Here is a 22,421-nt window from a genome sequence, read left to right as displayed (position 1 = left end):
GCGACGTTCAGGCGCTGGCCGCAGCGGTGAGGCGGTCCAGGCGCTCCACCGCCTCCAGGTACTCCTCGACCAGGCGCTGGACCACCGCGCTGGTCCTCTCCACCCGGTTCATCTGGCCCACCACCTGGCCCACCGGGTTGAACATCACCGACAGGGCCCGGTCCGCGTAGCGGTGGCTGCGGGCCACGCAGTCCCCCGACACCATGTACTGCAAGGGCATGGGCAGCGGCTCCGGGGCATCGGGGGCCGACCACGCCTCGGTCCACTCCGTCTTGATCATGCGGCACGGCTTGCCGGTGAAGGACCGGCTCCGCACCGTGTCCCGGGAGGTGGCGTCGAGGAGCTGCTGCTGCTGGGCCGGCGGGAGGTCCGCCTCCTCGACGGTGAGCCACAGGGAGCCGGCCCACACCCCCTGGGCCCCCAGGGCCAGGGCGGCGGCGACCTGCTGGCCCGAGCCGATGCCCCCGGCGGCCAGCATGGGGGTGGGGGCGATGGCCTGGGCCACCTGGGGCCACAGCACCACGGAGCCGACCTCACCGGTGTGGCCGCCCCCCTCGCCGCCCTGGGCGATGACGATGTCGACCCCGGCGTCGGTGTGCTTCAGGGCCTGGTAGGGCGAGCCGCACAGGGCCGCCACCTTGCGGCCGGCGCCGTGGATGCGCTCGATGACCTCGGCCGGCGGCGTGCCCAGGGCGTTGGCGACGAGGGCCACCTTGGGGTGGTCGAGGGCCACGGTGACCTGGGGGGTGGCCGTGGCCGCGGTCCACCCCAGGAGCTGGAGGGAGTTGGACTCGCCCTCGGGCAGCTCGGGCACGCCCCGCTCGGCCAGGAGGTCGCGGGCGAAGTCCAGGTGCTGCTGGGGGACCATGTCCCGCAGGGCCTGGGCCAGGTGCTCGGGGTCGGCGTCGTCCATGCCCTCGTACTTGCCGGGGATGACGATGTCGACGCCGTAGGGGTGGTCGCCCACGTGCTCGTCGATCCACGCCAGCTCCACCTCGAGCTGCTCGGGGCTGAACCCGACGGCCCCCAGCACGCCGAAGCCGCCGGCCCTGGACACCGCGGCCACCACGTCCCGGCAGTGGGTGAAGGCGAAGATGGGGAACTCGATGCCGAGCTCGTCGCAGAGAGGGGTGCGCATGGTGGGCTCCTGGGGAGGGCGGTCGGACCCGGTGCGGTCAGGACCGGGTGCGGTCGGGGACGGAGGTGAGCACGCCCCGCAGGGCGGCGACGGCGAGCTCGTCGGTCACCGCCGCGGGATCGAGGCGGCGCATCATCTCCAGGCCGAGGAGGAGGCCGATGACGGCGGGGCCGACCCGAACCTCGACCTCGGCGCCGGTGCGCTCGCGGGCCACGGCGTCGATGCCGGCCCACGCCGCCTGGTAGCGGCGGGCCAGGTAGCGGCGGGCGTCGTCGCTCTGGGCCGCGTAGCTCCACAGCTCGTGCTCCAGGGCGATCCACCGGCCGTCGCCCGAGGGGGGATCGGCGACTGCGTGCCACATGGCCGCCACCCACTCGTCCAGGGTGGCGGCCGCGGCCTGCTCGGCGGTGATGACGGCGGTGGCGTCGCCCGCCCACGTCTCCAGGAGGGCGAACAGCAGGCCCTCCTTGCTGCCGAAGTGGTCGTAGAGGGCGCCCGAGGTGCGCCCCGCGGCCCGGGCGATGGCGTCGACCGAGGCGCCGGCGATGCCCCGCTCGGCGAACAGGGCGGCCCCGGCGTCCAGGAGGGCCCCGCGGGTCTGGCTCCGGCGCTCCTCCTGGCTGGCCACCCGTCCACATTGGCGCCGTTACATAACGTTGTCAACGTCGATGCGGCCCAGGCTGCGCCCGCCGCAGCCTCGTGGGCCGTGAGCGTCAGGGCCAGGGGAAGAGGGTGCTGGGGCTGACGCTCAGGGCGTAGGCCAGCTTGAGCTTGACCTGATCGTGGGGGCAGGCCTCGCCGCGCTCGATCTTGGAGACGGACTGCTGGGCCAGGCCGGCCAGCTCGGCCAGCTGCGGCTGGGTCAGGCCCCGGTTGCGGCGCATGTCCCGCAGGAGGGTGCCCCAGAGGGGAAGGGGGACCTCGAGCGTGTCGGGCAGGGGGACCGCCGGCGTACGGCGTCCCCGTCCCGTCGATGACCGCCCGGCCCCCGTGGCGCTTCGCATCCTGCCCCCCACGGCGGTCCTCCTCGAACCAGAGCGACCGCCCGGCCGCTGCGACTACTGAGCCCTGTATAAGCAGAGCAACATTGCGGCTCATGCGCGCGCTCCAGGCAGGGCCCATTGGGCGGATGCGAGGAGACTGATCAGGCTCCTTTCGCCTTCCTCCCTTGCCAGACCTTTGCCGCGCACGGACGGCAAGGTTCATTGCCATAGGCATGCGCCGCTCAGTCGGCCAAGCGGCCGACGCGACAAGTTCACGCGGAGGGAGAAGCCCCCTTGCCGGGACGGAAGAGGAACTGCATGACCGCGCACGGTCGACCGTCATGAGGGGACCGAGACGGCCCCCGCCTCCCGGCACGCCGGACGTTCCCCTGAAGCTGTGGGGTACGCGGCTGCGTGAGGCGCGCCGGGCCCGGGGGCTCACCCAACCCCAGCTGGCCGACCTGGCCGGTGTGGCCCAGCAGAGCGTCTCCAAGGTCGAGCGGGGCGAAGCCTGCCCCCACGACCGGGTCAAGCTGCAACTGGCCCACGCCTTGGGCGTGAACCCGGGCTGCATCTTCCCCTGGCCCAAGGAGCCTTGAGCCCACCCTGGCCCAGGGTCTTTGTCCGATTGCTACACCCGTCCGCCGCCTTCGATCACCGAAGGAGCCGGGCCCCCGTGCCGTCGCGATGGCGAAGACGTGCCGTTACCACTCCCATTGGTATGGGAGTGAGGGGCGGCCCTGACCTGCCCTCCATGGCCGAAGTCACCGCCCAGGAACGGCGGTCGCCCCGGCCAGTTCCCGCAGTTCGCGCAGATTTCGCAATGTTTCCTCGGGTAAGCCCTGCCTGCTCGACCAGAGCACAAGAGCGGAACAAGGGGAAAGATCATGTTCAGATCCACGCGCCCGGGACCATCCCGGGCCACCACCACGCGCGCCCGGACTCGGCGGACGATCCTGGCTGCGGTCCTCGGCCTGACGGCCTTGCCGGTGCTTGATGTCATCGGACCGACGGCGCCGGTCGCCCAGGCCGCCGACCACTACCTGGCCTACGACCTCGGGCCCCTGCAGGACCCGGCCCGCATCACCGGGCGGGACGCCGGGGCCTCGGGCCTGGTCGGGGACCAGTCGCTGTGGGCCTACGGCGACACCATGTTCCCGCTGGGCGCACCGGACGACGACGGCGCGCCCATGCTCCACAACACCGGGGCCACCAACCTGCCCTCCTACTACCGGCTGTCCGAGGACCTGGACAGCACCGGCGTGCCCGACCACGACCTCATCCCCTACCACCCGACCATGGAGGCCCCCTTCAACCAGGGCAGCATGGGCCGCTTCGCCATCTGGCCGTCGTCGGTCATCCCCCGGGGGGGCACGGCGTCGGGCCTCGTGTACTACAAGCGGGCCTACTTCCAGGCCGGCACCAACGCCCTCGCTCCCGGCAGCGAGCAGGTCGGCCTGGCCACCGTCAACCCCGGGGCCACCACCGCCTACCGGGTGACGCCGCCCGACGCCCCCCTGTTCGGGCCGGACGAGTGCCAGTGGGGCATCCCCTTCCTGGACCCCACCGATGGCTACATCTACTTCTACGCCGTCCTCGACGACCGGCCCCAGTGCCCCGACGCCAACGCCGGCGGGTTCAACTTCCCCACCGGCGTGGCCCGCATCCCGCTGTCCACCCCGGGCACCCGGTCGGCGGTCCGGTTCTGGGACGGCGACAGCTGGACGCAGGACCAGAACGCCACTGCGCCCCTGTCCAACTTCAACCCGTTGGGCGGCAGCCCCTCGGTCATGTACAACGCCCACCTGGACAAGTACCTGGCCATCACCGAGCTCGACAACCAGGCCGGCTTCGTGCTGGGTGACAGCCCGGTGGGCCCCTGGACCGGCTTCGACGCCAGCCCCGGCAACTTCGACCCCTTCGTCGACATCGAGCCCTCGGACACCGACGAACGTGCCTTCCGCCTCCACCCGGAGCTGGGCTCCAGCGACGGCAGCGTCGTCGTCATGAGCTACTACCGGGAGGACTTCGTCCGGAACACCGGCTACTCGCCCCCCTTCGACAAGGAGTACGAGGGCCAGATCCGGCTGGTGGCCGTCGACCTGCGGACCGATGCCCTGGACCAGCTGCGGGACTACGTGAGCCGCACCTACCAGGCCGCGGTGGGCTGGACCCCGGGCACCACCGACCGCAACTACTGGGCCGACCAGCTCCGCAACCGGAACAAGACGGTGCCTGATCTCATCGCCGCCCTCCGGACCGCCAATGCCACGGCTGTCACCAACATCCGCAAGGGCACGGTGCGGGAGGCCTACCAGGCCGTCCTCGACCGGTCGGCCAGCGCCGACGAGCAGACCTACTGGGCCGGCTGGCTGGCCACCGGGGGCCGCAGCTACGACAACCTGGCCGGCGCCCTGGTCAACAGCGGGGAGTTCCGGGACGACCACCCGGCGGCCAGCACCATCGTGCCCCAGGTCTACCTGCGGTTCCTGGGCCGGACCGTCGACACCTCGGCCTACAACTACTGGGTCAACCAGCTGAACACCGGCGCCACGTCGGTCCCCAACTTCGTCATCGCCATCATCCGGTCCCAGGAGGGCACTCGCTACCAGGCCACCCTGGCCTACGACGCGGTGCTGGGGCGTGCCCCCAACACCACCGAGCGGAACGTCGTGGCCGCCGACTTCGTCCCGGTGCTGGGTCGGGTCCCCTCGGCCGTCCGATCGGCCATCGTGGCCACCGCCCAGGCCGGCATCTGAACCTGCCCGTCAGCCCCCGTCCGGGGCCAGGGCCCTCTCCAGGAGGGCCCGGCCCCGGGGGCTGTAGGGCAGCTCGGCCGCTCGGGCCAGAGCCTCCGGGCTCATCTTCCGGGCGGTCCGGCGGAGCACCTCCACGGTCTTCGCTTCGCCCATGAGATCCACGGCGGCGTCGAGCTGCACGGCCAGGAAGGCCAGGCAGACGGCGTCCTCGTGGACCTGGGTGGCGGGAACACGGCCCAGGCCCTCCTTGCGCAGGAGGGCCTGGGCCCCGGCCACGTCGTCGTCGCTCCAGCCGTGCTGGCGGAGCAGGGCGCCCAGGTCCTCGGCGTGGCGGTCCTTGGCCGCGGCGCGCCAGCGCAGGTACCCGGCCCGGCCCTCGGGGTAGGCGGAGCGGGGCCGCTCCCACCGGCGGAGGTGGTGGGCCCGGGCCGCCAGCCGTTGCACGGCGGTGGCCGACGGGTCCAGGCGGTCGACCCACTCGGCCGCCACCCGGCCCAGGGCCTGCTGCAACGGCCGGGCCTCGCCGTCGATCACCACCGTGTCGGGGTCCTCGGCGTTGGCGGCGTCGATGGCCGCCGCCGTGCGGGCCTCGCGCTCGGCGGGCTCGCTCACCCGCTCACCCGGCGGGGGGCCGGAGGTCGACCCGCAGGGTCAGGATGCCGTCCTCCAGGGCCCCCTCGGCGTCGCCCATGATGGCGTAGTCCTGGAAGTCGGTGCGGGCCTGCTCCACCAGGCGGGTGCGCTCCGGCCCGGCCACCGGGGGCAGGTTCCGGGCCTTGACCGCCTGGGCCCGCTCCCGGAAGCGGGCGATCATCGCGTCGACGTCGAGCTCCTCGGCCATGGGGCCACGCTACCGGCCGGGGGCGGGGGGCTCCGGTGCCGAGGGGGGCGGACCGTCGGTCCGAGGGGCGGGGCCGCCGGCAGGGTCGGCCTCGGGCGGGCCGGCGGGCGGCGGCGGGACCACCGGCACGACGGGCACCCGGATGGGCGCCTGCCCGGGCCGGACCAGCACCCGCTCGGCGTCCGCCGTGCCCAGCTTCTTGGCCGGTGCCTCGACCCGCCGGGCCTGGCGGGCGGCGGCCGGGCGGCGACCGGACCGGGGCGGCGGGGCCTGGGGCCGGACGGGCCGAGGCGCGCCGGCCGCCGGGGCGGGCGGAACAGCCGGGCCCGGCGGCGCGGTCGGACCGGGGGACGCGGCCGACGACGACGCCTCGGGGCCGGCGACGGCACCGGCCGCGGCCAGGGCGGCCGTGTCGGGCACCGGGGCGGGCTCGGCTCCGGCCCGGTGACGGGGCGAGGTGGCCCGGACGTAGAGCACGAGCAGGGCCAGCAGGGCGGCGGCCACCACGGCCAGGGCGATGACCACCTGCCACACCGCCCACAGGTCGTCGTCGGCCCGCTGGCGCGCCGCCTGGTCGTCGACCGCCACGGGGGCGGCGGGGGCGTCGGTGCCCGGGCTGGGGGCCGAGGGCTGGGCCGGTGCGCCGGCGGGCTGGGTGGTCGGGGCCTGTCGCCCCGGACCGGCCGGGAGGGCGCCGGCCGCACCCCCGCCGAGCAGGAGGGCCACCGCGAGGAGGACGGCCGCCGAGGCGCGACGCACGAAGGAGGACGACGGTGCGAACACGATCCGACGATGTTACCGGCGGGCCCCGGGCCGACACCGGCCTGGCCGGCGCCGAGGCGGACGCTCGGGCCCGGGTCTCACGTCTGGTGCCGGGGGCACAAGTAGGTGGTGCGGCCGCCCACGGTGCGGCGCTGGAGGGCGGTGCCGCACCGGGGGCAGCACCCGTCCCGGGAGCGCTGGGCCTGGAGGTCGCCGGTGTGCGACCCACCCCGCTCGGTCAGGAGGGCGATGGTGGCCAGCAGGTGGCGGTGGAGGCGGCGGTGCTCGGCCGGGGCCAGGGAGCCGGCCGGCCGGGCGGGGTCGAGCCCGGCCCGCCACAGCGCCTCGTCGCAGATCAGGTTGCCCACGCCGGCCAGGCGGGCCTGGTCCAGCAGGCGGGCCTTGAGCGGCGCTCCCGACCGGCCCAGGGCGTCGCGCAGGGCGGCGGCGCCCACGGTGGCGGCGTCGGGGCCCAGGCGCTCCTCGTCCGGGTCGAGCTCCACCCCGCCCAGCCGGCGGGGGTCGACCAGGGAGAGGTCGCCGCCGCCGGCGAAGGTGAGGCCGAAGCGGTGCCAGGCCGGGTCGTCGCGCTGGGAGGAGTACTCCAGGCGCTCGATGGGCCCGGCCCCGTCGACCACCAGCCGGCCGGTCATCCCGAACCGGAGGCCGAGCACGGGGCCGTCGGTGTCGACCAGCAGCAGCTTGCCCCGGCGCCGGGTGCCGGTGACGGTCCGGCCGGCCAGGGCGGCCTCCACGGTGGCTGGGTCGACGCCCTTGCAGAACCAGGGGTCCGGGGCGTGGGCGGCGGCGATGCGGCGGCCGACGGCCCGCTCGGCCACCCGCCGGTACAGCTCGACCTCGATCAGCTCGGGCACGCCGCCGCTCAGCCGGCGGCGTCGCCGGCCGAGGCGGCGGCCAGGGCCCGATCCAGGTCGGCCCGGAGGTCGTCCACGTGCTCCAGCCCCACCGAGAGGCGGATGGTGCCGGGCCCGATGCCCACCGCGGCCAGCTCGTCGGGCAGGAGGTTCACGTGGGTGGTCGACGCCGGGTGGGTGACCAGGGTCTCGGGCCCGCCCAGCGACGAGGCCAGCTGGGCCACCTCCACGGCCTCGACGAAGCGCCGGCCCGCGGCCAGGCCCCCGGGCAGGTCGAAGCAGACCAGGCCGCCCCAGTGCTGCATCTGGCGGCGGGCCAGGGCGTGCTGGGGGTGGGACTCCAGGCCGGGGTGGCGGACCTCGACGGCCCGGCCGTCGTCCTCCAGCCACCGGGCCAGGTCCAGGGCCGAGGCCGACTGGCGGGCGAAGCGCACCGGGAGGGTGCGCAGGCCCCGCAGGCCGTTGGCGGCGTCGTAGGGCGAGGCCACCGCCCCCTGGAGGACGGCGAAGCCGGTGAGCCACTGGACCAGCTCGGCCGAGGCCGCCACCACGCCGAGGGTGGCGTCGTTGTGCCCGGCCAGGGCCTTGGTGGCGGAGTGGACGACCAGGTCGACGCCGTGGTCCAGGGGGCGCTGGCCCAGCGGGGTGGCGAAGGTGGAGTCGACCACGGTCATGGGCCCGGCGATGGCGCCCAGCTCGTCCAGGTCGACCAGGTCGAGGCGCGGGTTGGCCGGGGTCTCGGCCCACACCAGCACGGTCTTGCCGGGCCGGACGGCGGCGGCGAGGGCGCCCGGCTCGGTGCCGTCGACCAGGGTGACGTCGATGCCGAAGCGGGGGCACACGGCCTGCAGCACCAGCTGAGTGCCGGCGTAGACCTGGCGGGCGGCCACGATGTGGTCGCCGGCCGAGCACAGGCCCAGGATCACCGCGGTCACCGCCCCCATGCCCGAGCCGAAGGCCCGGGCCGCCTCCGCCCCCTCCAGGTCGGCCACGGCCCGCTCGAAGTCGGCCACGGTGGGGTTGCCGTAGCGGGAGTAGAAGCGGTCGCTGCCGATGGAGGTGGCCGCGGCCTGGGCCTCCTCGACCGAGGCGGAGACGAAGGTCGAGCTGGCCCAGATCACCGGGGCCAGGGCGGGGGTGCAGCTCTCGCGCCCGCTCCGCACCGCCCGCGTGTCGGGGTGGAGGGGGGCCGGCTCGGGGGCCGGGGCGGTGGGGTCGGACGGCGTGGTCACGGCGCCTCCAGGGCGGTGAGGACGGGGGTCAGCAGAGCGGCCACCTGGTCCAGCTCCAGCAGGAAGGCATCGTGGCCGTGGGGGCTGTCGATCTCGGTGTAGGTGGCGGGCACGCCCCGGGCCGCCAGCTGCTCGACCAGCTCCTGGGACTGGTACGGCGGGTAGAGCACGTCGCTGGAGATGCCCACGGCGTGCACCGGAACCTGGATGCGGGCCAGCGCCGGCCCCAACCCGCCCCGGCCCCGGCCCAGGTCGTGGAGGTCCATGGCCTTGGTCAGCAGCAGGTAGGAGTTGGCGTCGAAGCGCCGGATCAGCTTGTCGCCGTGGTACTCGAGGTAGCGCTCCACCTGGAAGCGCTGCCACAGGTCGAACCGGCCGGCCAGGGGCTCGACCTCGGCCCGGCCGAAGCGGTTGGTGAACACCTCGTCGGTGCGGAACGTGATCTGGGAGATGCTGCGGGCCAGGGCCAGGCCGGCGTGGGGCCCCTGGCCGGGCGGGGCGTCGTAGTAGTCCCCGTCGCGCCAGCCCGGGTCGAGGGCGATGGCGCGCCGCCCCGTGCTCCAGTAGGCGATCTGCTGGGCCGTGGCCGCCGGGCAGGTGGCGATGGGCACCAGGGCCCCGACCCGGTCCGGGAACATCACGCCCCACTCCAGGACCTGCATGCCCCCCATCGATCCGCCGACCACCGCGGCCCACCGCCCGATGCCCAGGGCGTCGGCCAGGCGGGCCTGGACCCGCACCATGTCGCGGACGCTCACCACCGGGAAGCGGGAGCCGTAGCGACCCCGCCGGTCGGGCCGGGGCGAGGCCGGGCCGGTGGAGCCCTGGCAGCCCCCGAGGACGTTGGCGCACACCACGAACCAGCGCTCGGTGTCGAGCACCCGCCCGGGCCCGATCAGGTCGTCCCACCAGCCGGGGGTGGGCTGGCCGGGGCCGGCGGGCCCGGCGGCGTGGGCGTCGCCGGTGAGGGCGTGGACGAGGAGGATGGCGTTGCCCCCGTCGGGGGCCAGCTGGCCCCACGTCTCGAAGGCCAGCGTCACGTCCTGGAGCTGCCCGCCACCCTCCAGCACGAAGGGGCGCTCGACGAAGGTCCGCAGGAACTGGCGGTCGCCGGTCGGGTCGCTGGGCCGCCACGCCCCCGAGGCCGGGAGGGTGCTGGCGTGGGCCCGGGTCCAGGCCGGGGGGGCCAGGCCGGGGCCGGGCGCCTGCGCGGGCTCCATCGTCGCCTCCTCGGTCGTGCTCGGGGGGCGTGCGCCCGGTGCCTGCGCCGGGCGGACCCGGACACTTCGTTGCCGGCGGGGCCGGCCACATCCCCACCCGGAGGCGGGAGGCACCTTGGGTGTCCGTCCCAGGTTGCCGGACCCGGGGAGCCGGGCCACTCGTGATGACGCCGGGAGCGTAGGCGGTGGCCCGCCGGGCGGCCAACCACATCGGCCCGGGCGGGGCGGGCCCGGGTCGGCCCCGCACCCGCCGGTAGCCTCCCCGGCCATGGAGCCCGACCCCACGCCGTCGCCCCGGCGGGCCCGGCGACGGCGGGGCGGCGGTGACGTCTCGGGCCGCGAGTACGTGGGCTGCGGCCTGTGGGTGGCCGCCTTCGTGGTGCTGGTGGCCCTCAGCTTCGCCGTCGGGGTGCTGCTGCGCCCCGATCGGGGCCCGGGCGGCGGGGGCGACGCCGTGACCCTCCTCCGGGAAGGGACCGGGGACGGGGCGTACCGCCTGGACGGCTACCGCGACGAGGCCGACGACCCGTGCCTGGAGCTGCTGCGGCCGGGCCGGGACGAGGAGGTCACCGGCCAGTGCGGGTTCACCACCTCGGCCGAGGGCGGGCCCGAGGCCGGCCGCTACGTGGTCACCTCCTCCCTCCTGCCCGACGGGACCACCGTGGTCTTCGGCCCCGTGCCTCGGCAGGCCGAGGAGGTCCGCCTGCGCCTCTCGGACGGCACCCGGCCCACCGTCACCGTGCGGCGCAGCGAACAGGCCGGCCTGAGCTGGTTCTCCCACGAGACCCGGGCCACCGTCGACGGGCCGGCCGAGGTGCTGGACGGGGCCGGCGACCCCATCGCCCCACCCCGGTAGCGGGCCGTCAGCCGTCGGCCCGTCCGCCCGGCAGCCGGGCCGCCCACCAGGCCGTGACCGGGTGGTCGGGGTCCAGGCCGTAGGCCCGGGTCAGGTCGGGGCCGACCTCGGCCAGGGGCCGACCGGCCCGCAGGGCGGCCGCGGCGATGGCCCAGCGGTCCCCGTCCACCGGCAGGGGCACGGCCCGCACCTGGCGGGCGGCCAGCTTCACGGCGTCGCCGTGGCGGGCCGTCCCCGCCGTCTCGTACAGGGCCCAGGCCGAGACCGGGGGGGCGGAGAGGGCGGCGGCCAGCAGCCACAGCACCCACTCCTCCTCCCCCGGTGGCGCGGCCCCGCACGCGTCCGGGGGCGGGGGGGGCACGGCCCGGCCGGCGCCGGGCTGCGGCTCCACGGTGACCAGGGGGACGCCGGGCACGGCCCGGCCGGCCGCGTCGACCGCGGCCTCGACCACCCGGGTCTGGGGGGCGACCAGGACCTTGGGGCGCAGGCGGGCCCGCACCCAGCGCTCCACGTCGGGCTCGGCGGCCGCCACCGCGCCCAGGTCGACCACGGGGCGAAGCCAGGACCGCCCGGCCACCTTGGTGGGGCGGAGCCCCCACAGCAGCGCCAGGGGGTCGACGGTGCCCACCGTGACCAGCGGCGCCACCTCGTCACCGGCGCGGTCGGGCCCCCCACCGGGACCGAACGGCGACGGGGCGCCGTCGGGCAGCTCCCGCAGGTGGGGCACCAGGCCGTAGAAGTGCTGGCGGAACCCGGCGGTGGCCGTGGCCAGGTCGCCCACGCAGCCGCCGCCGGCCAGGGCCACCTCGGGCACGCCCCGGGCCACGGCCAGCAGCGAGGCCCACGAGCGGGAGGCCGGCGGGCGCGACGGGGGGCGCTCGGCCACCTCGGTGCCCCAGGCCCGGCGCACGGTGGCGTCGGGGGCGGCGACCCGGCCGGGGCGCCGCACCTCCAGCACCGGGACGCACACGTCGACCTCGGCGGCGAAGGCGGGCTCACCGGCCACCCACAACCCGACCACGTCGGCCCGGGCCGCCACCGCGGCCCGCACCCCCCGGCCGTCCCGGGTGCCGAGCACCGACTCGGGCTGGACCAGGACCACCCGGCCGCCGGGGCGGGCCGCCTCGCACCCGGCCACCAGGAACAGGGCGGCGGTGTCGGTGTAGCCGCCCACCGCGGTGCCGAAGCGGGCCCGGAGCCGGGCCGCCTCGGCCGGGGCCCGGGCCGTGGCCCGGGCCAGCTGGCCCAGGAACGGCGGGTTGCCGACCACCAGGTCGACCGGGGGCGGGGGCCGGTGGTCCAGGCCGTCGCCCACCTGGAGGTCGGGTCGGGCGCCGCCGCCGGGCTCGACGCCGTGGTCGAGGGCCCACAGCACCAGGGCGGCCTCGGCCACGGCCACCGCCAACGGGTCCACGTCGGTGCCCACCAGGCCGGCCAGCACCGCCGCCGGCTCGGCCCCCCGGGTCACCTGCCAGCGGGCCGCGGCCAGGAGGAAGGCCCCTCCCCCCACCGCGGCGTCGAGGACCCGGAGCGGCCCCCGGGGGGTGGGGCCGGGGTCCCAGTCGGCCAGGGCCCACCCGAGCAGGGCCAGGGCCAGGTCCGGTGAGGTGTAGTGGGCCCCCCGGGCCCGCCGGTCGGCCGGGTCGAGCAGGTGCTGGTCCAGGGCCCCCAGCACGTCGGGGACGGCCAGGGCCGGCGGGAGCGGGGGCAGGGCAGGACGGTCGTCGCCCGGGACCAGGCGCAGGGCCAGGCCGTCCAGAGGGTGGCCCCGGGCCGCCGCCACCTGGCCGGCCACCACGGCCAGCACCGCGGCCCGCGCCGCGCCCCGATCGACCTGGTCGGCCAGCGCCGCGGCCCACGGGGGCCAGGCCTCGGACCGGGACGGGTCGAGCGGCCTCATCGTCAGGGACGGCACCGCCGGGGCCGGCACCGCCGGGGCGGGGCGGTCAGGAGGGGGACGAGCCCGGGTCCCAGCCGGCCAGGTCGGCCAGGCGGGGGTCGTTGGAGAAGATCTCGACGATGGGCTGCTCGATGCCGATGCGCTTCTGCAGGCGCCGGACCTCCAGCTCCTCGTTCCACAGGGCCAGGGTGACGACCAGGCCGTGCTCGCCGGCCCGGGCCGTGCGGCCCGAGCGGTGGAGGTAGGCCTTGTGGTCCTCGGGCGGGTCGCCGTGGATCACCACGTCCACGTCGTCGACGTGGATGCCGCGGGCGGCCACGTCGGTGGCCACCAGGACCGGCAGCGAGCCGTCGATGAAGTCGGCCAGGGCCCGCTCCCGCAGCCGCTGGGGCAGGTCGCCGTGGATGGCCCCGGCCTTGACCCCCTCGGCCACCAGGTCGGCCACCAGGCGGTCGGCGTAGCGCTTGGTCCGGCAGAACACGATGGTGCGGGTGGCAGCCCGGCCGATGGCGGCGATGACCTTCGACTTGTCCATCTGGTGGACGGAGAGGAAGCGGTGGGTCATCTCCTCCACCGTCACCATGGCCGACTCCACCTCGTGGCGCACCGGGTCGGTCTGGTAGCGGGTGACCAGGGTCTTGACCGCGCCGTCGAGGGTGGCCGAGAACAGCAGGGTCTGGTGCCGGCCCTCGATGTGGCGCAGCAGCCACTCGACCTGGGGCAGGAAGCCCATGTCGGCCATGCGGTCGGCCTCGTCGACCACCACGATGTCCACGTCGTCGAGCCAGGCCTCCCGGCGCTCGATCAGGTCGATCATGCGCCCGGGGGTGGCCACCACCACGTCGGCCCCCTGGGCCAGGGCCTTGATCTGGCCCCCCATGTTGGCCCCGCCGTACACGGCCGAGACCCGCACCCCGATGGCCTCGCCCAGGGGCATCAGCTCCTCGGAGACCTGGGTGGCCAGCTCGCGGGTGGGCACGAGGATGAGGGCACGGGGGCGGCGGGGCTCGGCCCGGCTGACCCGCTGGAGGGTGGGCAGCCCGAAGGCGAGGGTCTTGCCCGACCCGGTCTTGGCCTTGCCGCACACGTCACGGCCGGCCAGGGCATCGCTGATGGTGAGCTCCTGGATCGCGAACGCCTGGTCGATGCCCTTCTCGGACAACGCCTTGACCAAGGCGGCGTCGACCCCGAGCTGCTCGAAGCTCGTCGTCATGTTGCGGACCAGCCTACGGGCGCTCCGCCCCGGTGACCCAAAGCTCGGTCCCCGGCTCCCCCGTCCGGGCGACCGCCCTCAGGGCAGGGAGGCCTCGATGGCCTCGACCACCTTGGGGTCCTCGGGCTCGACCTGGGGGGCGAAGCGGGCCCGCACGGTGCCGTCCGGGCCGACCAGGAACTTCTCGAAGTTCCAGCGGATGTCGCCGTCGGTGCCCTCGGCGTCGGCCACCCGGGTGAGCTCGGCGTAGAGGGGGTGGCGCTGGTCGCCGTTGACGTCGACCTTCTCGTAGAGGGGGAACGTCACCCCGTAGGTGGTCGAGCAGAAGGTCTGGATCTCCTCGGCCGATCCCGGCTCCTGGCCCATGAACTGGTTGCAGGGGAAGCCGGCCACGGTGAAGCCCCGCTCGGCGTAGCGCTCCTGGAGGCGCTCCAGCCCCTCGTACTGCGGGGTCAGGCCGCACTTGGACGCCACGTTGACCACGAGGACGGCCTTGCCCTCCAGGTCGTGCAGGTCGGCGGGGCCGCCGTCGAGCGCCTTCACGTCATGGTCGTAGATGGCCACCGGGACCTCCTGGGTCGTCGTCGGGCGGGTCCATGCCCACCCCGGTCGGCTTGGGCGTCCCAGTGTGCCGGACGCGGCGCCCCACCACCTCCACCCCCTCGGCCCGGAGCCGGCGGGCCTGCTCGGGCTCGTGCCCGGGCACCAGCCGGCCGGCGGCGTTGACCACCCGCCACCACGGGTAGGCGCCCCCCGAGGTGGCCAGGATGCGGCCCACGGCACGCGACCGCCCCGGCCAGCCGGCCTCGTGGGCCACCTCGCCGTAGGTCACCACGTCCCCGGGCCGCAGGCCCCGGAGCACGGCGTCAGCCGCCCGGGCCAGGTCGGGCTCGGGCCCGTCGGCCCGGTGCCGGGCCACCGCCCCGGCCACGACCCGGGCCGCCAGGGGCCGGGGCACCGGGGCCGCGCTCACCGCGGGTGCTCGGGCGGGAGCCGGAGCAGCACCTCGCCGACATCGGCCGGGTCGGGGGCGAAGGCCAGGCGCAGGAGGTGGTCGGCCACGAAGGCGGGGCTGCTGGCCCTCCCCTCCTCCTTCAGGGCCACGAACTCGGCGTGGCGGGGGAAGGCGTCGGGGCCGGCGGCCCGGAGGGCCTCCTGCATGGCCGTCTCCACCACCCCCGGGGCCACGGCGTGGGCCCGCAGGCCGGCCTCGCCCTCCTCCTCGGCCACCACCCGGGTGAGCATGTCCACCGCGGCCTTGGACGCCGCGTAGGGGGCCCAGCCCGGGGTCGGCTTGCGGGCCGCCCCCGAGGAGATGGTGAGCAGCACGCCGCCGCCGGGGCGGCTCCGGACGTGGCGGGCGTAGGCGGCCACGGTGTGGGCCACGCCCTCCACGTTGGCCCGCAGGGAGGCCGTCACCTCACCGGGCTCGGCGGCCCGCAGCGGGCCGATCGGTCCGAGGAGGCCGGCGTTGGCCACGCACAGGTCGACCGGGCCCAGCTCGGCCGCGGCCCGGCGCACGAAGGCGTCGACGGCGCCGGCGTCGGTGACGTCCACCGCGGCGGCCAGGCCCCGGGCACCCGCGGGCAACCGGGGCTCGGTGCGGGCGCAGAGGGCCAGGGCCACCCCACGCTCGGCGAAGCGGGTGGCCAGGCCGGCCCCCAGCCCCCGGCTGGCCCCGGTGACCAGGGCCACCCGCCCGTCGAGGGCCGGCGGGTCGTCGTCGGGGGCCACGGGCCCGACCGTACCGCCCCCCGGGCGCCCGGCCGCTGGGTAGGGTCGCCGGCTGTGACCACCACCGCTCCCGACGCCGACGAGGTGGCCGGGCACCTGGCCCGCATCGAGGCCGACGGCTACACGATCCTGGTCGACGCCATCGCCGAGCCCCTGCTCGACGCGCTCGACGCCACCCTGGCCCGGCTGGAGGAGGAGCTGGGGGCGGTGCCGGCCGGCAACTCCTTCGAGGGCGCGGCCACGGTGCGCATCTACAACCTGCTGGCCCGGGACCGCGTGTTCGAGCAGGTGCCGGCCCACCCGGCGGTGCTGCCCGTCATCGAGGGGGTGATCGGACGGGGCTGCCTGGTGTCGTCGCTGTCGTCCATCGCCATCGACCCGGGCGAGGGCGCCCAGCCCCTCCACGTCGACGACGCCATGATCCGCCTGCCCCGGCCCCACGCACCGGTGATCTGCAACTCCATGTGGGCCCTCACCGACTTCACCGAGGCCAACGGGGCCACCCGCCTCGTCCCCGGGTCCCACACCAGTGACCACCAGCCCGAGTACGGGGCGGCGTACCCCACCGTGCCGGCCGAGATGGCCCGGGGCTCGGTGCTGGTGTGGCCCGGGAGCCTGTGGCACGGCGGGGGGGCGAACACCACGACGGCGCGCCGCACCGGCCTGGCCATGAACTACTGCGGCGGCTGGGTTCGCCAGCAGGAGAACCAGCAGCTCGGCATCCCCCCCGAGGTAGCCCGGCGCTTCCCGCCGGCCCTCCGCCAGCTGTGCGGCTTCGGCCTGTACCGCGGCCTGATCGGCCACATCGACAAGCGCGACCCGGCCGACGTGGTCCTGGGCCCGCCCCCCGAGGCGGCCCCCGATCCCGGCGGCCCGGCCGGGGGGATGGTCTGGGACACGGCGCCGTGAGCGGCGGGCCCGGACCCGGGCCGCTGGCCGCGATGGAGAGCTGGCCCGTCGACCACGCCGCCGCCGTGGCCCTGGGCCCCGGGGGGGAGGTCACCGCCGCGGTGGGCGACCTCGACCGGCCCTTCGCCCTGGCCTCGGTGACCAAGCCCCTGTTCGCCACCGCGGTGCTGGTGGCGGTGGAGGAGGAGTCCCTCGGCCTCGACGACCCGGCCGGGCCCGAGGGCTCGACGGTCCGGCACCTGCTGGCCCACGCCTCGGGCCTGGGGCTCGACGGCCTGGAGCTGGCCCGTCCGGGACGGCGCCGCATCTACAGCAACGCCGGCTACGACGTCCTGGGGGCGACCCTGGAGGCGGGCACCGGGCTGGCGCCGGCCACGTACCTGGCCGAGGCGGTGCTGGGGCCCCTGGGCATGGCGACCACCGCGCTGGAGGGGTCGCCGGCCCACGCCGCCACCGGCACCGCGGCCGACCTGGCCCGCCTGGTGGCCGAGCTCATGGCCCCCCGCCTGCTGGCGCCGTCCACCGTGGCCACGGCCACCGCGGTGGCCTTCCCCGGCCTCGACGGCCTGGTGCCGGGCTACGGCAAGCAGCGCCCCAACGACTGGGGCCTGGGCGTCGAGATCAAGGGCACCAAGGACCCGCACTGGACCGCGCCCGGGGGCAGCCCCCGCACCTACGGGCACTTCGGGCGCAGCGGCACGTTCCTGTGGGTCGACCCCGACGCCGGCCGGGCCCTGGTGGTGCTGACCGACCGCGACTTCGAGGCCTGGGCCAAGCCGCTCTGGCCGGCGCTGGGCACCGCCGTCCTGGCCGCACCGTCCTGAGGCGCCTGCGCACGCTCCCACGGGCCGAGACGCCTCAGAACCGGTGACGCTGACCAGCCGTACCCTTCTGGGGCGCCAGCGCACGTCCTGACGAGCGGAGGCGCCTCAGAACGGAGAGGAGCCGAGCGACCCGCCAAGCGAACCCTCTGCGAAAACGGCTCACGGTGGCGGGCCGACAACCGATGGTGCTCCATGTTGTCTGGTCGGGGCCCGGGGGTGGCCGTCGCCCCTCCCCACCGAGAGACCGCCCGTGCTGCCTGAGATCCGAGCCCGGCGCGCCCTGGCCGGGGTCGGGATCCGCCCCGACCAGCGCCTGGAGGCCGTGCCCAGCGTCAACAACGAGGTCTGGATGACCTCCGACGTCGTCGTCCGGGTCAGCTGCCGGCCCGAGCAGCGCCTGCGACGCGAGGCCCAGCTGGCCCAGGTCCTGCCCAACGCCGTGGGCTACCCGCCCATGGTCGGCTACGGCGGGGAGATGGGTAGCGAGTGGCTGGTGCTCCGCCGCCTCCCCGGCCTGCCCCTCAGCCGCTGCTGGCCCACCATGTCGGAGCCCGACCGCCGGGCCGCCATCCGGTCGCTGGCCGCCCGGCTCAAGCTGATCCACACCACCACCGCCCCCGCCCTCCCGCCGCTGCGGCACCTGCCCCAGCTCCTGGACCCGGCGCCCACGGGCCTGACCGCGGTGGCCCGCCTGATCCTGGCCCTCGACCAGGCGTCCCGCCTCCCCCACGTCGACCGGGGCATCACCGACGACCTCTCCGCCCTGGTCCGCTCGCTGGCCCCCAGCCTCGACCCGTTCACCGCGTCCACGCTCATCCACGGCGACCTCAGCTTCGAGAACATGCTGTGGGACGCCCGGGCCGGGCGCCTGGTGGCGGTGGTCGACTTCGAGTGGGCCCGGGCCGCCCCGCCGGACCTCGACCTCGACGTGCTGCTCCGGTTCTGCGCCATGCCCGACCTGCACGTGCCGGCCACCTACGCCGAGGACACCCACGCCCGGGACTACGAGGACGTGCCCTTCTGGCTGGCCGAGGACTACCCCGAGCTCTTCGCCTCGCCCCACCAGCTCGACCGCTGCCGGCTCTACGCCATCGCCTGGGACGTGGAGGAGCTGCTGGCCTACCCGCCCACGGCAGCCTCCGGCCACCTGGACGCGCGGCACCCCTACCGGCGGCTCCAGTCGATGCTCGCCGGCAACAGCCACCTCGACCGCATGGACCGTCTGGGCGCCACCGCCTGACCCCCCCTCGCGGCGGGGAGGCGAAGGTGAGCGGGGTCACCCGAGCGTGGCCGCCGCCCGGCAGGACCAGGACCACGGCACCGAGCTTCGAGATGTGACGAAGATCACGTCCCGAGCGGAGCCGAGCGAGGCCCGGCAGGATGCCGGCGACGACCCGTTCCCTCGCCCGGAGGGACCACAAGGAGGTCTGGTCGTGGCCGACGTCGCCCCGCTCCTCGCCCCGCTCGTGCGGCGCCTGCTCGGAGGCCGCCTCCCGGTGCGCCTGGCCGCCTGGGACGGCTCGGTCGTCCCCCCCGACCCGCCGGGCGGTGCCGCTCGCCGCCCCACCGACCCGGTCACCATCGTGGTCCGCTCCCCCGACGCCCTCCGGCGCCTCCTCTACGCCCCCGGGGAGCTGGGCCTGGCCCGGGCCCACATCGCCGGCGACATCGACGTCGAGGGCGACATCTTCGCCCTCCTCGACCTGCGCGCCGGCCTGGGCACCGGCCGCCAGCACGTGACGGTGGGGCCCACGCTCCGGGACCTGGCCCTGGTGGCCTCCACCCTGCGCGAGGTGGGCGGCCTGGGCCCCCCGCTCCCCCCGCCGGCCGAGGAGAGCCGGCGCCGGGGCCGGCGCCACAGCAAGGGCCGTGACACCGAGGTGGTCCGCCACCACTACGACGTGGGCAACGAGTTCTACGACCTGGTGCTCGGCCCGTCGCTCACCTACTCCTGCGCCTACTGGGACGACAGCGCGACGACCCTGGAGGAGGCCCAGGCGGCCAAGCACGAGCTGGTGTGCCGCAAGCTGGGCCTGCGCCGGGGTCAGCGGGTGCTGGACGTGGGCTGCGGGTGGGGCAGCTTCGTGCTCCACGCCGCGACTCGCCACGGCGTGCACGCCACCGGCATCACCCTGTCGCCCGAGCAGGCCGACCGGGCCCGCCGGCGGGCGGCCGAGGCCGGCCTGGCCGACCGCGTCGACATCCGGGTCCAGGACTACCGGGACGTGGACGACCGGCCCTTCGACGCCATCGCCAGCGTGGGCATGTTCGAGCACGTGGGCGCCGACCAGGCCCGCCCCTACGCCCGAGCCCTGGCCCGCCTGGTCCGGCCCGGGGGCCGGGTGCTGAACCACGCCATCTCCCGGCCCGACCCCGACACCCGCTCCGGGGTCGACGACCGCAGCTTCATCGGTCGCTACGTGTTCCCCGACGCCGCCCTCCACGAGGTGGGCCACGTGGTCTCCACCCTCCAGTCGGCCGGCCTGGAGGTGCGCGACGTCGAGTCCCTGCGGGAGCACTACGCCCGCACGCTGCGGGCCTGGGTGGCCAACCTGGAGGGCGACTGGGACCGGGCCCAGCGCCTGGTCGGCCCGGGCCGGGCCCGGACCTGGCGGCTCTACATGGCCGGCTCGGCCGTCGGCTTCGAGGCCGGGCGCATCTCGATCCACCAGGTCCTGGCGGTCAAGCCCCACCCCGACGGGCGCAGCGACGTCCCCGCCACCCGCACCTGGCTCTCCACTTCGGCGACCTCGACCCCCTAGCCGTCCTCGGCACCTTTTCGCACCTCTGCGGTACGAAAAGGTGCCAGGTTGCGGAGGGGGGCGGCCCTGGGGGGGCTAGAAGCGGGCGGCCACCAGGTCGTCCTTGCCGGAGGTGGCCGGGGCCACCAGGCCGTGGACCTCGGGGAGGACGTTGCGGGCGAAGAAGCGGGCGGTGACCAGCTTCTGGGACAGGAAGGCGGCGTCGCCGTCCCCGGCGGCCAGGCGCTGGGCGGCCAGCTGGGCTTGGCGGGCCATGAGCCAGCCGGCCACGGTCAGCGAGAACAGGCGCTGGAACGGGGTGGCGCACGACAGGGCCACCACCGGGTCGGCCAGGCCCTCGCCCATGAGCCAGGTGCCGGCGCCCTCCAGGGCGTCGACGGCCTTGGCCAGCTCGTCGCGGATGGGGGCCAGGTCGTCGCCGGCGCCCTCCAGCTCGGCCACCGTGGCCCGCATCCTGGCCACCTGGTCGGTGAACACGGCCCCGCCCCGCATGGGCATCTTGCGGCCGACGAGGTCCATGGCCTGGATGCCGTTGGTGCCCTCGTAGATCTGGGTGATCTTGGCGTCCCGGTAGTGCTGGGCCGCCCCGGTCTCCTCGATGAAGCCCATGCCCCCGTGGATCTGGATGCCGATGGAGGTGACCCGCTCGGCCTCGTCGGTGCACCAGCTCTTGGCCAGCGGGATGAGCAGGTCGACCATCTCCTGGGCCGCGGCCCGGTCGGCCTCGTCCGCCGCGTGCTTGGCCACGTCGATCTGGACGGCGACGGTGTAGCAGAGGGCCCGCATGGCCTCGGTGACGGACCGCATGGTCAGCAGGTTCCGGCGCACGTCGGGGTGGTCCACGATGAGCGACTTCTCGCCCCGGGCCGCCCCGGGGGCGAAGCCCTGCTTGCGCTCCTGGGCGAAGGCCACGGCCTGCTGGTAGCTGCGCTCGGCCAGGCCCAGGCCCTCCACGCCCACGCCCAGGCGGGCGTTGTTCATCATGGTGAACATGTAGCGCATGCCGGCGTTCTCCTCGCCGATGAGGTAGCCGATGGCGCCCTCGCCCTCGTCGCCGTAGGCCAGGGCGCAGGTGGCCGAGGCCCGGATGCCCATCTTGTGCTCCAGGCTCACCACCTTCACGTCGTTGCGCTCACCCAGGCTGCCGTCGTCGCCGACCAGGAACTTGGGGACGATGAAGCAGGAGATGCCCTTGGTCCCGGTGGGGGCGTCGGGGGTGCGGGCCAGCACCAGGTGGACGATGTTGTCGGTGAAGGGGTGCTCGCCCCAGGTGATGAAGATCTTCTGGCCGGTGATGCGGTAGCTGCCGTCGTCCTGCTTCACGGCCCGGGTGCGCAGGGCGCCCACGTCCGAGCCGGCGTCGGGCTCGGTCAGGTTCATGGACCCGGTCCACTCCCCGGCCACCATCTTCTTGAGGTAGACCTCGCGCTGCTCCTCGCTGCCGTGGTGCAGCAGGGCGTCGATGGCCCCCTGGGTCAGCAGCGGGGCCATGGCCAGCGCCATGTTGGCGCTGTTGAGCATCTCCTGCTGGGCGGTGCCCACCACCCACGGGAAGCCACCGCCGCCGTAGACCGGCTCGAAGGGCACCGCGCCCCAGCCGGCCTCGGCGTAGGCGTCATAGGCGGCGGTGAACCCGTCGGGCACCACCACCTCGCCGTCGACCAGCGTGGTGCCGGCCTCGTCGCCGGGCTGGTTGGTCGGGGCCCACACCTCGGACATGAGGCGACCGAACTCCTCCAGCACGCCCATGACGGCCTCGGCGTCGATGTCGCCGTAGGGCGCCAGCTTGGTCAGGCCGTCCAGGTCGAGGGCGTCGACCAGGGTGAAGCGGATGTCGTCGAGGGGCGCGGCGTAGTCCGGCATGGGCGCGATGGTAGGGCCGGGCCCCGGGGGGCGCCCCCGTCCCTGACGGGTCGTCAGATCCGGGGCGGGGGGCCCGGATGGGGCTCCGGTGCGTGGCGACGGCCGGCCGGAACCGGCACCCTGGGGGCCATGACCGACGCAACCCGCCCCCCCGACGAGGAGCTGCGCCAGCGGCTCACGCCCCTCCAGTACGAGATCACCCAGCAGGAGGGCACCGAGCGGGCCTTCAGCGGCGAGTACTGGGACACCAAGGACCCTGGCACCTACCGCTGCGTGGTGTGCGACGAGCCCCTGTTCCGCTCGGACGTCAAGTACGACTCGGGCACCGGCTGGCCCTCGTTCTGGGAGGCCATCGACCGCTCCAAGGTCGAGCTCCGGGAGGACGGCAAGCTGTTCATGAAGCGCACCGAGGTGCGCTGCGCCACCTGCGGCGCCCACCTGGGCCACGTCTTCCCCGACGGCCCCCGGCCCAGCGGCGAGCGCTACTGCATGAACTCCGCCGCCCTCCGCCTCGACCCCGAACCCGGGGACGGGACGGCCTGATCCTGCC

Annotated in this window: 23 protein-coding genes and 1 riboswitch; of the genes, 8 read left to right on the top strand and 15 right to left on the bottom strand. The window is 75.7% G+C overall.

The genetic code is table 11. The features are described 5' to 3' along the window. Window positions 1-7 precede the first annotated feature (7 nt). The 3 genes from VEW93_05360 to VEW93_05350 all read right to left on the bottom strand — a co-directional run bounded on the left by VEW93_05360 (window position 8) and on the right by VEW93_05350 (window position 2,142). Window positions 8-1,138: a nitronate monooxygenase family protein gene (locus tag VEW93_05360; protein ID HYI61215.1), complete on the bottom strand. Its 1,131-nt coding sequence runs from the start codon at window positions 1,136-1,138 to the stop codon at window positions 8-10. Window positions 1,139-1,175: 37 nt separating this feature from the next. After that, window positions 1,176-1,766 carry a TetR/AcrR family transcriptional regulator gene (locus VEW93_05355; GenBank protein HYI61214.1) on the bottom strand — a complete coding sequence of 197 codons (591 nt, stop codon included), beginning with the start codon at window positions 1,764-1,766 and terminating at the stop codon, window positions 1,176-1,178. An 85-nt stretch (window positions 1,767-1,851) separates the two neighbouring features. Then, on the bottom strand, window positions 1,852-2,142 hold the full coding sequence (locus tag VEW93_05350) for a helix-turn-helix transcriptional regulator (protein HYI61213.1): 291 nt from the start codon (window positions 2,140-2,142) through the stop codon (window positions 1,852-1,854). A gap of 320 nt (window positions 2,143-2,462) precedes the next feature. On the opposite strand from VEW93_05350, the gene VEW93_05345 reads away from it, so the two are divergent. Both VEW93_05345 and VEW93_05340 read left to right on the top strand, forming a co-directional pair. Further along, window positions 2,463-2,720, top strand: a complete 258-nt coding sequence (locus VEW93_05345) for a helix-turn-helix transcriptional regulator (GenBank protein HYI61212.1) — start codon at window positions 2,463-2,465, stop codon at window positions 2,718-2,720. 390 nt (window positions 2,721-3,110) lie between these two features. After that, window positions 3,111-4,880 carry a DUF4214 domain-containing protein gene (locus VEW93_05340; protein HYI61211.1) on the top strand — a complete coding sequence of 590 codons (1,770 nt, stop codon included), beginning with the start codon at window positions 3,111-3,113 and terminating at the stop codon, window positions 4,878-4,880. Window positions 4,881-4,889: 9 nt separating this feature from the next. Here the strand turns inward: VEW93_05340 and VEW93_05335 are convergent, their stop codons facing one another. The 6 genes from VEW93_05335 to VEW93_05310 form a co-directional block, all read right to left on the bottom strand. Next, window positions 4,890-5,492, bottom strand: coding sequence for a DUF4202 domain-containing protein (locus VEW93_05335; GenBank protein HYI61210.1), 603 nt, complete (start codon window positions 5,490-5,492; stop codon window positions 4,890-4,892). A 4-nt stretch (window positions 5,493-5,496) separates the two neighbouring features. Beyond that, window positions 5,497-5,721, bottom strand: a complete 225-nt coding sequence (locus VEW93_05330) for a hypothetical protein (GenBank protein HYI61209.1) — start codon at window positions 5,719-5,721, stop codon at window positions 5,497-5,499. 9 nt (window positions 5,722-5,730) lie between these two features. After that, window positions 5,731-6,504 (bottom strand): hypothetical protein, encoded by a 774-nt coding sequence (locus VEW93_05325; GenBank protein ID HYI61208.1) that lies wholly within the window; start codon window positions 6,502-6,504, stop codon window positions 5,731-5,733. Window positions 6,505-6,581: 77 nt separating this feature from the next. Continuing rightward, window positions 6,582-7,358, bottom strand: a complete 777-nt coding sequence (locus tag VEW93_05320) for a DNA-formamidopyrimidine glycosylase family protein (protein ID HYI61207.1) — start codon at window positions 7,356-7,358, stop codon at window positions 6,582-6,584. An 8-nt stretch (window positions 7,359-7,366) separates the two neighbouring features. Continuing rightward, entirely contained in the window at window positions 7,367-8,590 is a 1,224-nt protein-coding gene (locus VEW93_05315) for an aminotransferase class I/II-fold pyridoxal phosphate-dependent enzyme (protein HYI61206.1), read from the bottom strand. Further along, a complete protein-coding gene (locus tag VEW93_05310; GenBank protein HYI61205.1) occupies window positions 8,587-9,810 on the bottom strand; it encodes a homoserine O-acetyltransferase in 1,224 nt (407 codons plus the stop codon). The genes VEW93_05315 and VEW93_05310 overlap by 4 nt, the downstream gene beginning before the upstream one ends. A 55-nt stretch (window positions 9,811-9,865) precedes the next feature. Further along, window positions 9,866-9,983: riboswitch (SAM-I-IV-variant riboswitch) on the bottom strand. A gap of 95 nt (window positions 9,984-10,078) precedes the next feature. Here VEW93_05310 and VEW93_05305 point away from each other — a divergent pair. Beyond that, entirely contained in the window at window positions 10,079-10,666 is a 588-nt protein-coding gene (locus VEW93_05305; protein HYI61204.1) for a hypothetical protein, read from the top strand. A gap of 7 nt (window positions 10,667-10,673) precedes the next feature. On the opposite strand, the gene VEW93_05300 is transcribed toward VEW93_05305, so the two are convergent. From VEW93_05300 to VEW93_05280, 5 genes are all read right to left on the bottom strand, one after another. After that, window positions 10,674-12,566, bottom strand: a complete 1,893-nt coding sequence (locus tag VEW93_05300; protein HYI61203.1) for a hypothetical protein — start codon at window positions 12,564-12,566, stop codon at window positions 10,674-10,676. Between the two features lie 46 nt (window positions 12,567-12,612). Beyond that, the gene (locus VEW93_05295) at window positions 12,613-13,779 is read right to left on the bottom strand and encodes a DEAD/DEAH box helicase (protein ID HYI61202.1); all 1,167 of its coding nucleotides are present in this window, start codon (window positions 13,777-13,779) and stop codon (window positions 12,613-12,615) included. Window positions 13,780-13,857: 78 nt separating this feature from the next. After that, window positions 13,858-14,343 carry a glutathione peroxidase gene (locus tag VEW93_05290; GenBank protein HYI61201.1) on the bottom strand — a complete coding sequence of 162 codons (486 nt, stop codon included), beginning with the start codon at window positions 14,341-14,343 and terminating at the stop codon, window positions 13,858-13,860. Next, a complete protein-coding gene (locus VEW93_05285; protein ID HYI61200.1) occupies window positions 14,324-14,752 on the bottom strand; it encodes an MGMT family protein in 429 nt (142 codons plus the stop codon). The genes VEW93_05290 and VEW93_05285 overlap by 20 nt, the downstream gene beginning before the upstream one ends. Next, the gene (locus VEW93_05280; GenBank protein ID HYI61199.1) at window positions 14,749-15,513 is read right to left on the bottom strand and encodes an SDR family NAD(P)-dependent oxidoreductase; all 765 of its coding nucleotides are present in this window, start codon (window positions 15,511-15,513) and stop codon (window positions 14,749-14,751) included. Before VEW93_05280 ends, VEW93_05285 begins: the two co-directional genes overlap by 4 nt. A gap of 54 nt (window positions 15,514-15,567) precedes the next feature. Between VEW93_05280 and VEW93_05275 the strand changes: the two genes are divergently transcribed. From VEW93_05275 to VEW93_05260, 4 genes are all read left to right on the top strand, one after another. Next, window positions 15,568-16,422, top strand: a complete 855-nt coding sequence (locus VEW93_05275; GenBank protein HYI61198.1) for a phytanoyl-CoA dioxygenase family protein — start codon at window positions 15,568-15,570, stop codon at window positions 16,420-16,422. Between the two features lie 32 nt (window positions 16,423-16,454). Continuing rightward, complete coding sequence (locus tag VEW93_05270; GenBank protein ID HYI61197.1) at window positions 16,455-17,246, top strand: serine hydrolase domain-containing protein; 792 nt, start codon at window positions 16,455-16,457, stop codon at window positions 17,244-17,246. Window positions 17,247-17,496: 250 nt separating this feature from the next. Continuing rightward, on the top strand, window positions 17,497-18,486 hold the full coding sequence (locus VEW93_05265) for an aminoglycoside phosphotransferase family protein (GenBank protein HYI61196.1): 990 nt from the start codon (window positions 17,497-17,499) through the stop codon (window positions 18,484-18,486). Window positions 18,487-18,679: 193 nt separating this feature from the next. After that, the gene (locus tag VEW93_05260) at window positions 18,680-20,008 is read left to right on the top strand and encodes a cyclopropane-fatty-acyl-phospholipid synthase family protein (GenBank protein HYI61195.1); all 1,329 of its coding nucleotides are present in this window, start codon (window positions 18,680-18,682) and stop codon (window positions 20,006-20,008) included. A gap of 75 nt (window positions 20,009-20,083) precedes the next feature. On the opposite strand, the gene VEW93_05255 is transcribed toward VEW93_05260, so the two are convergent. Further along, window positions 20,084-21,871: an acyl-CoA dehydrogenase gene (locus tag VEW93_05255; GenBank protein HYI61194.1), complete on the bottom strand. Its 1,788-nt coding sequence runs from the start codon at window positions 21,869-21,871 to the stop codon at window positions 20,084-20,086. A gap of 129 nt (window positions 21,872-22,000) precedes the next feature. Here VEW93_05255 and msrB point away from each other — a divergent pair, with 129 nt between their 5' ends. Further along, on the top strand, window positions 22,001-22,414 hold the full coding sequence (gene msrB, locus VEW93_05250; protein HYI61193.1) for a peptide-methionine (R)-S-oxide reductase MsrB: 414 nt from the start codon (window positions 22,001-22,003) through the stop codon (window positions 22,412-22,414). Window positions 22,415-22,421 lie beyond the last annotated feature (7 nt).

The sequence above is a fragment of the Acidimicrobiales bacterium genome, assembly GCA_035630295.1.
In the GTDB taxonomy this organism is placed as follows: Bacteria; Actinomycetota; Acidimicrobiia; order Acidimicrobiales; family Iamiaceae; genus Iamia.
This window is presented reverse-complemented; position numbering and strand designations above follow the sequence as displayed.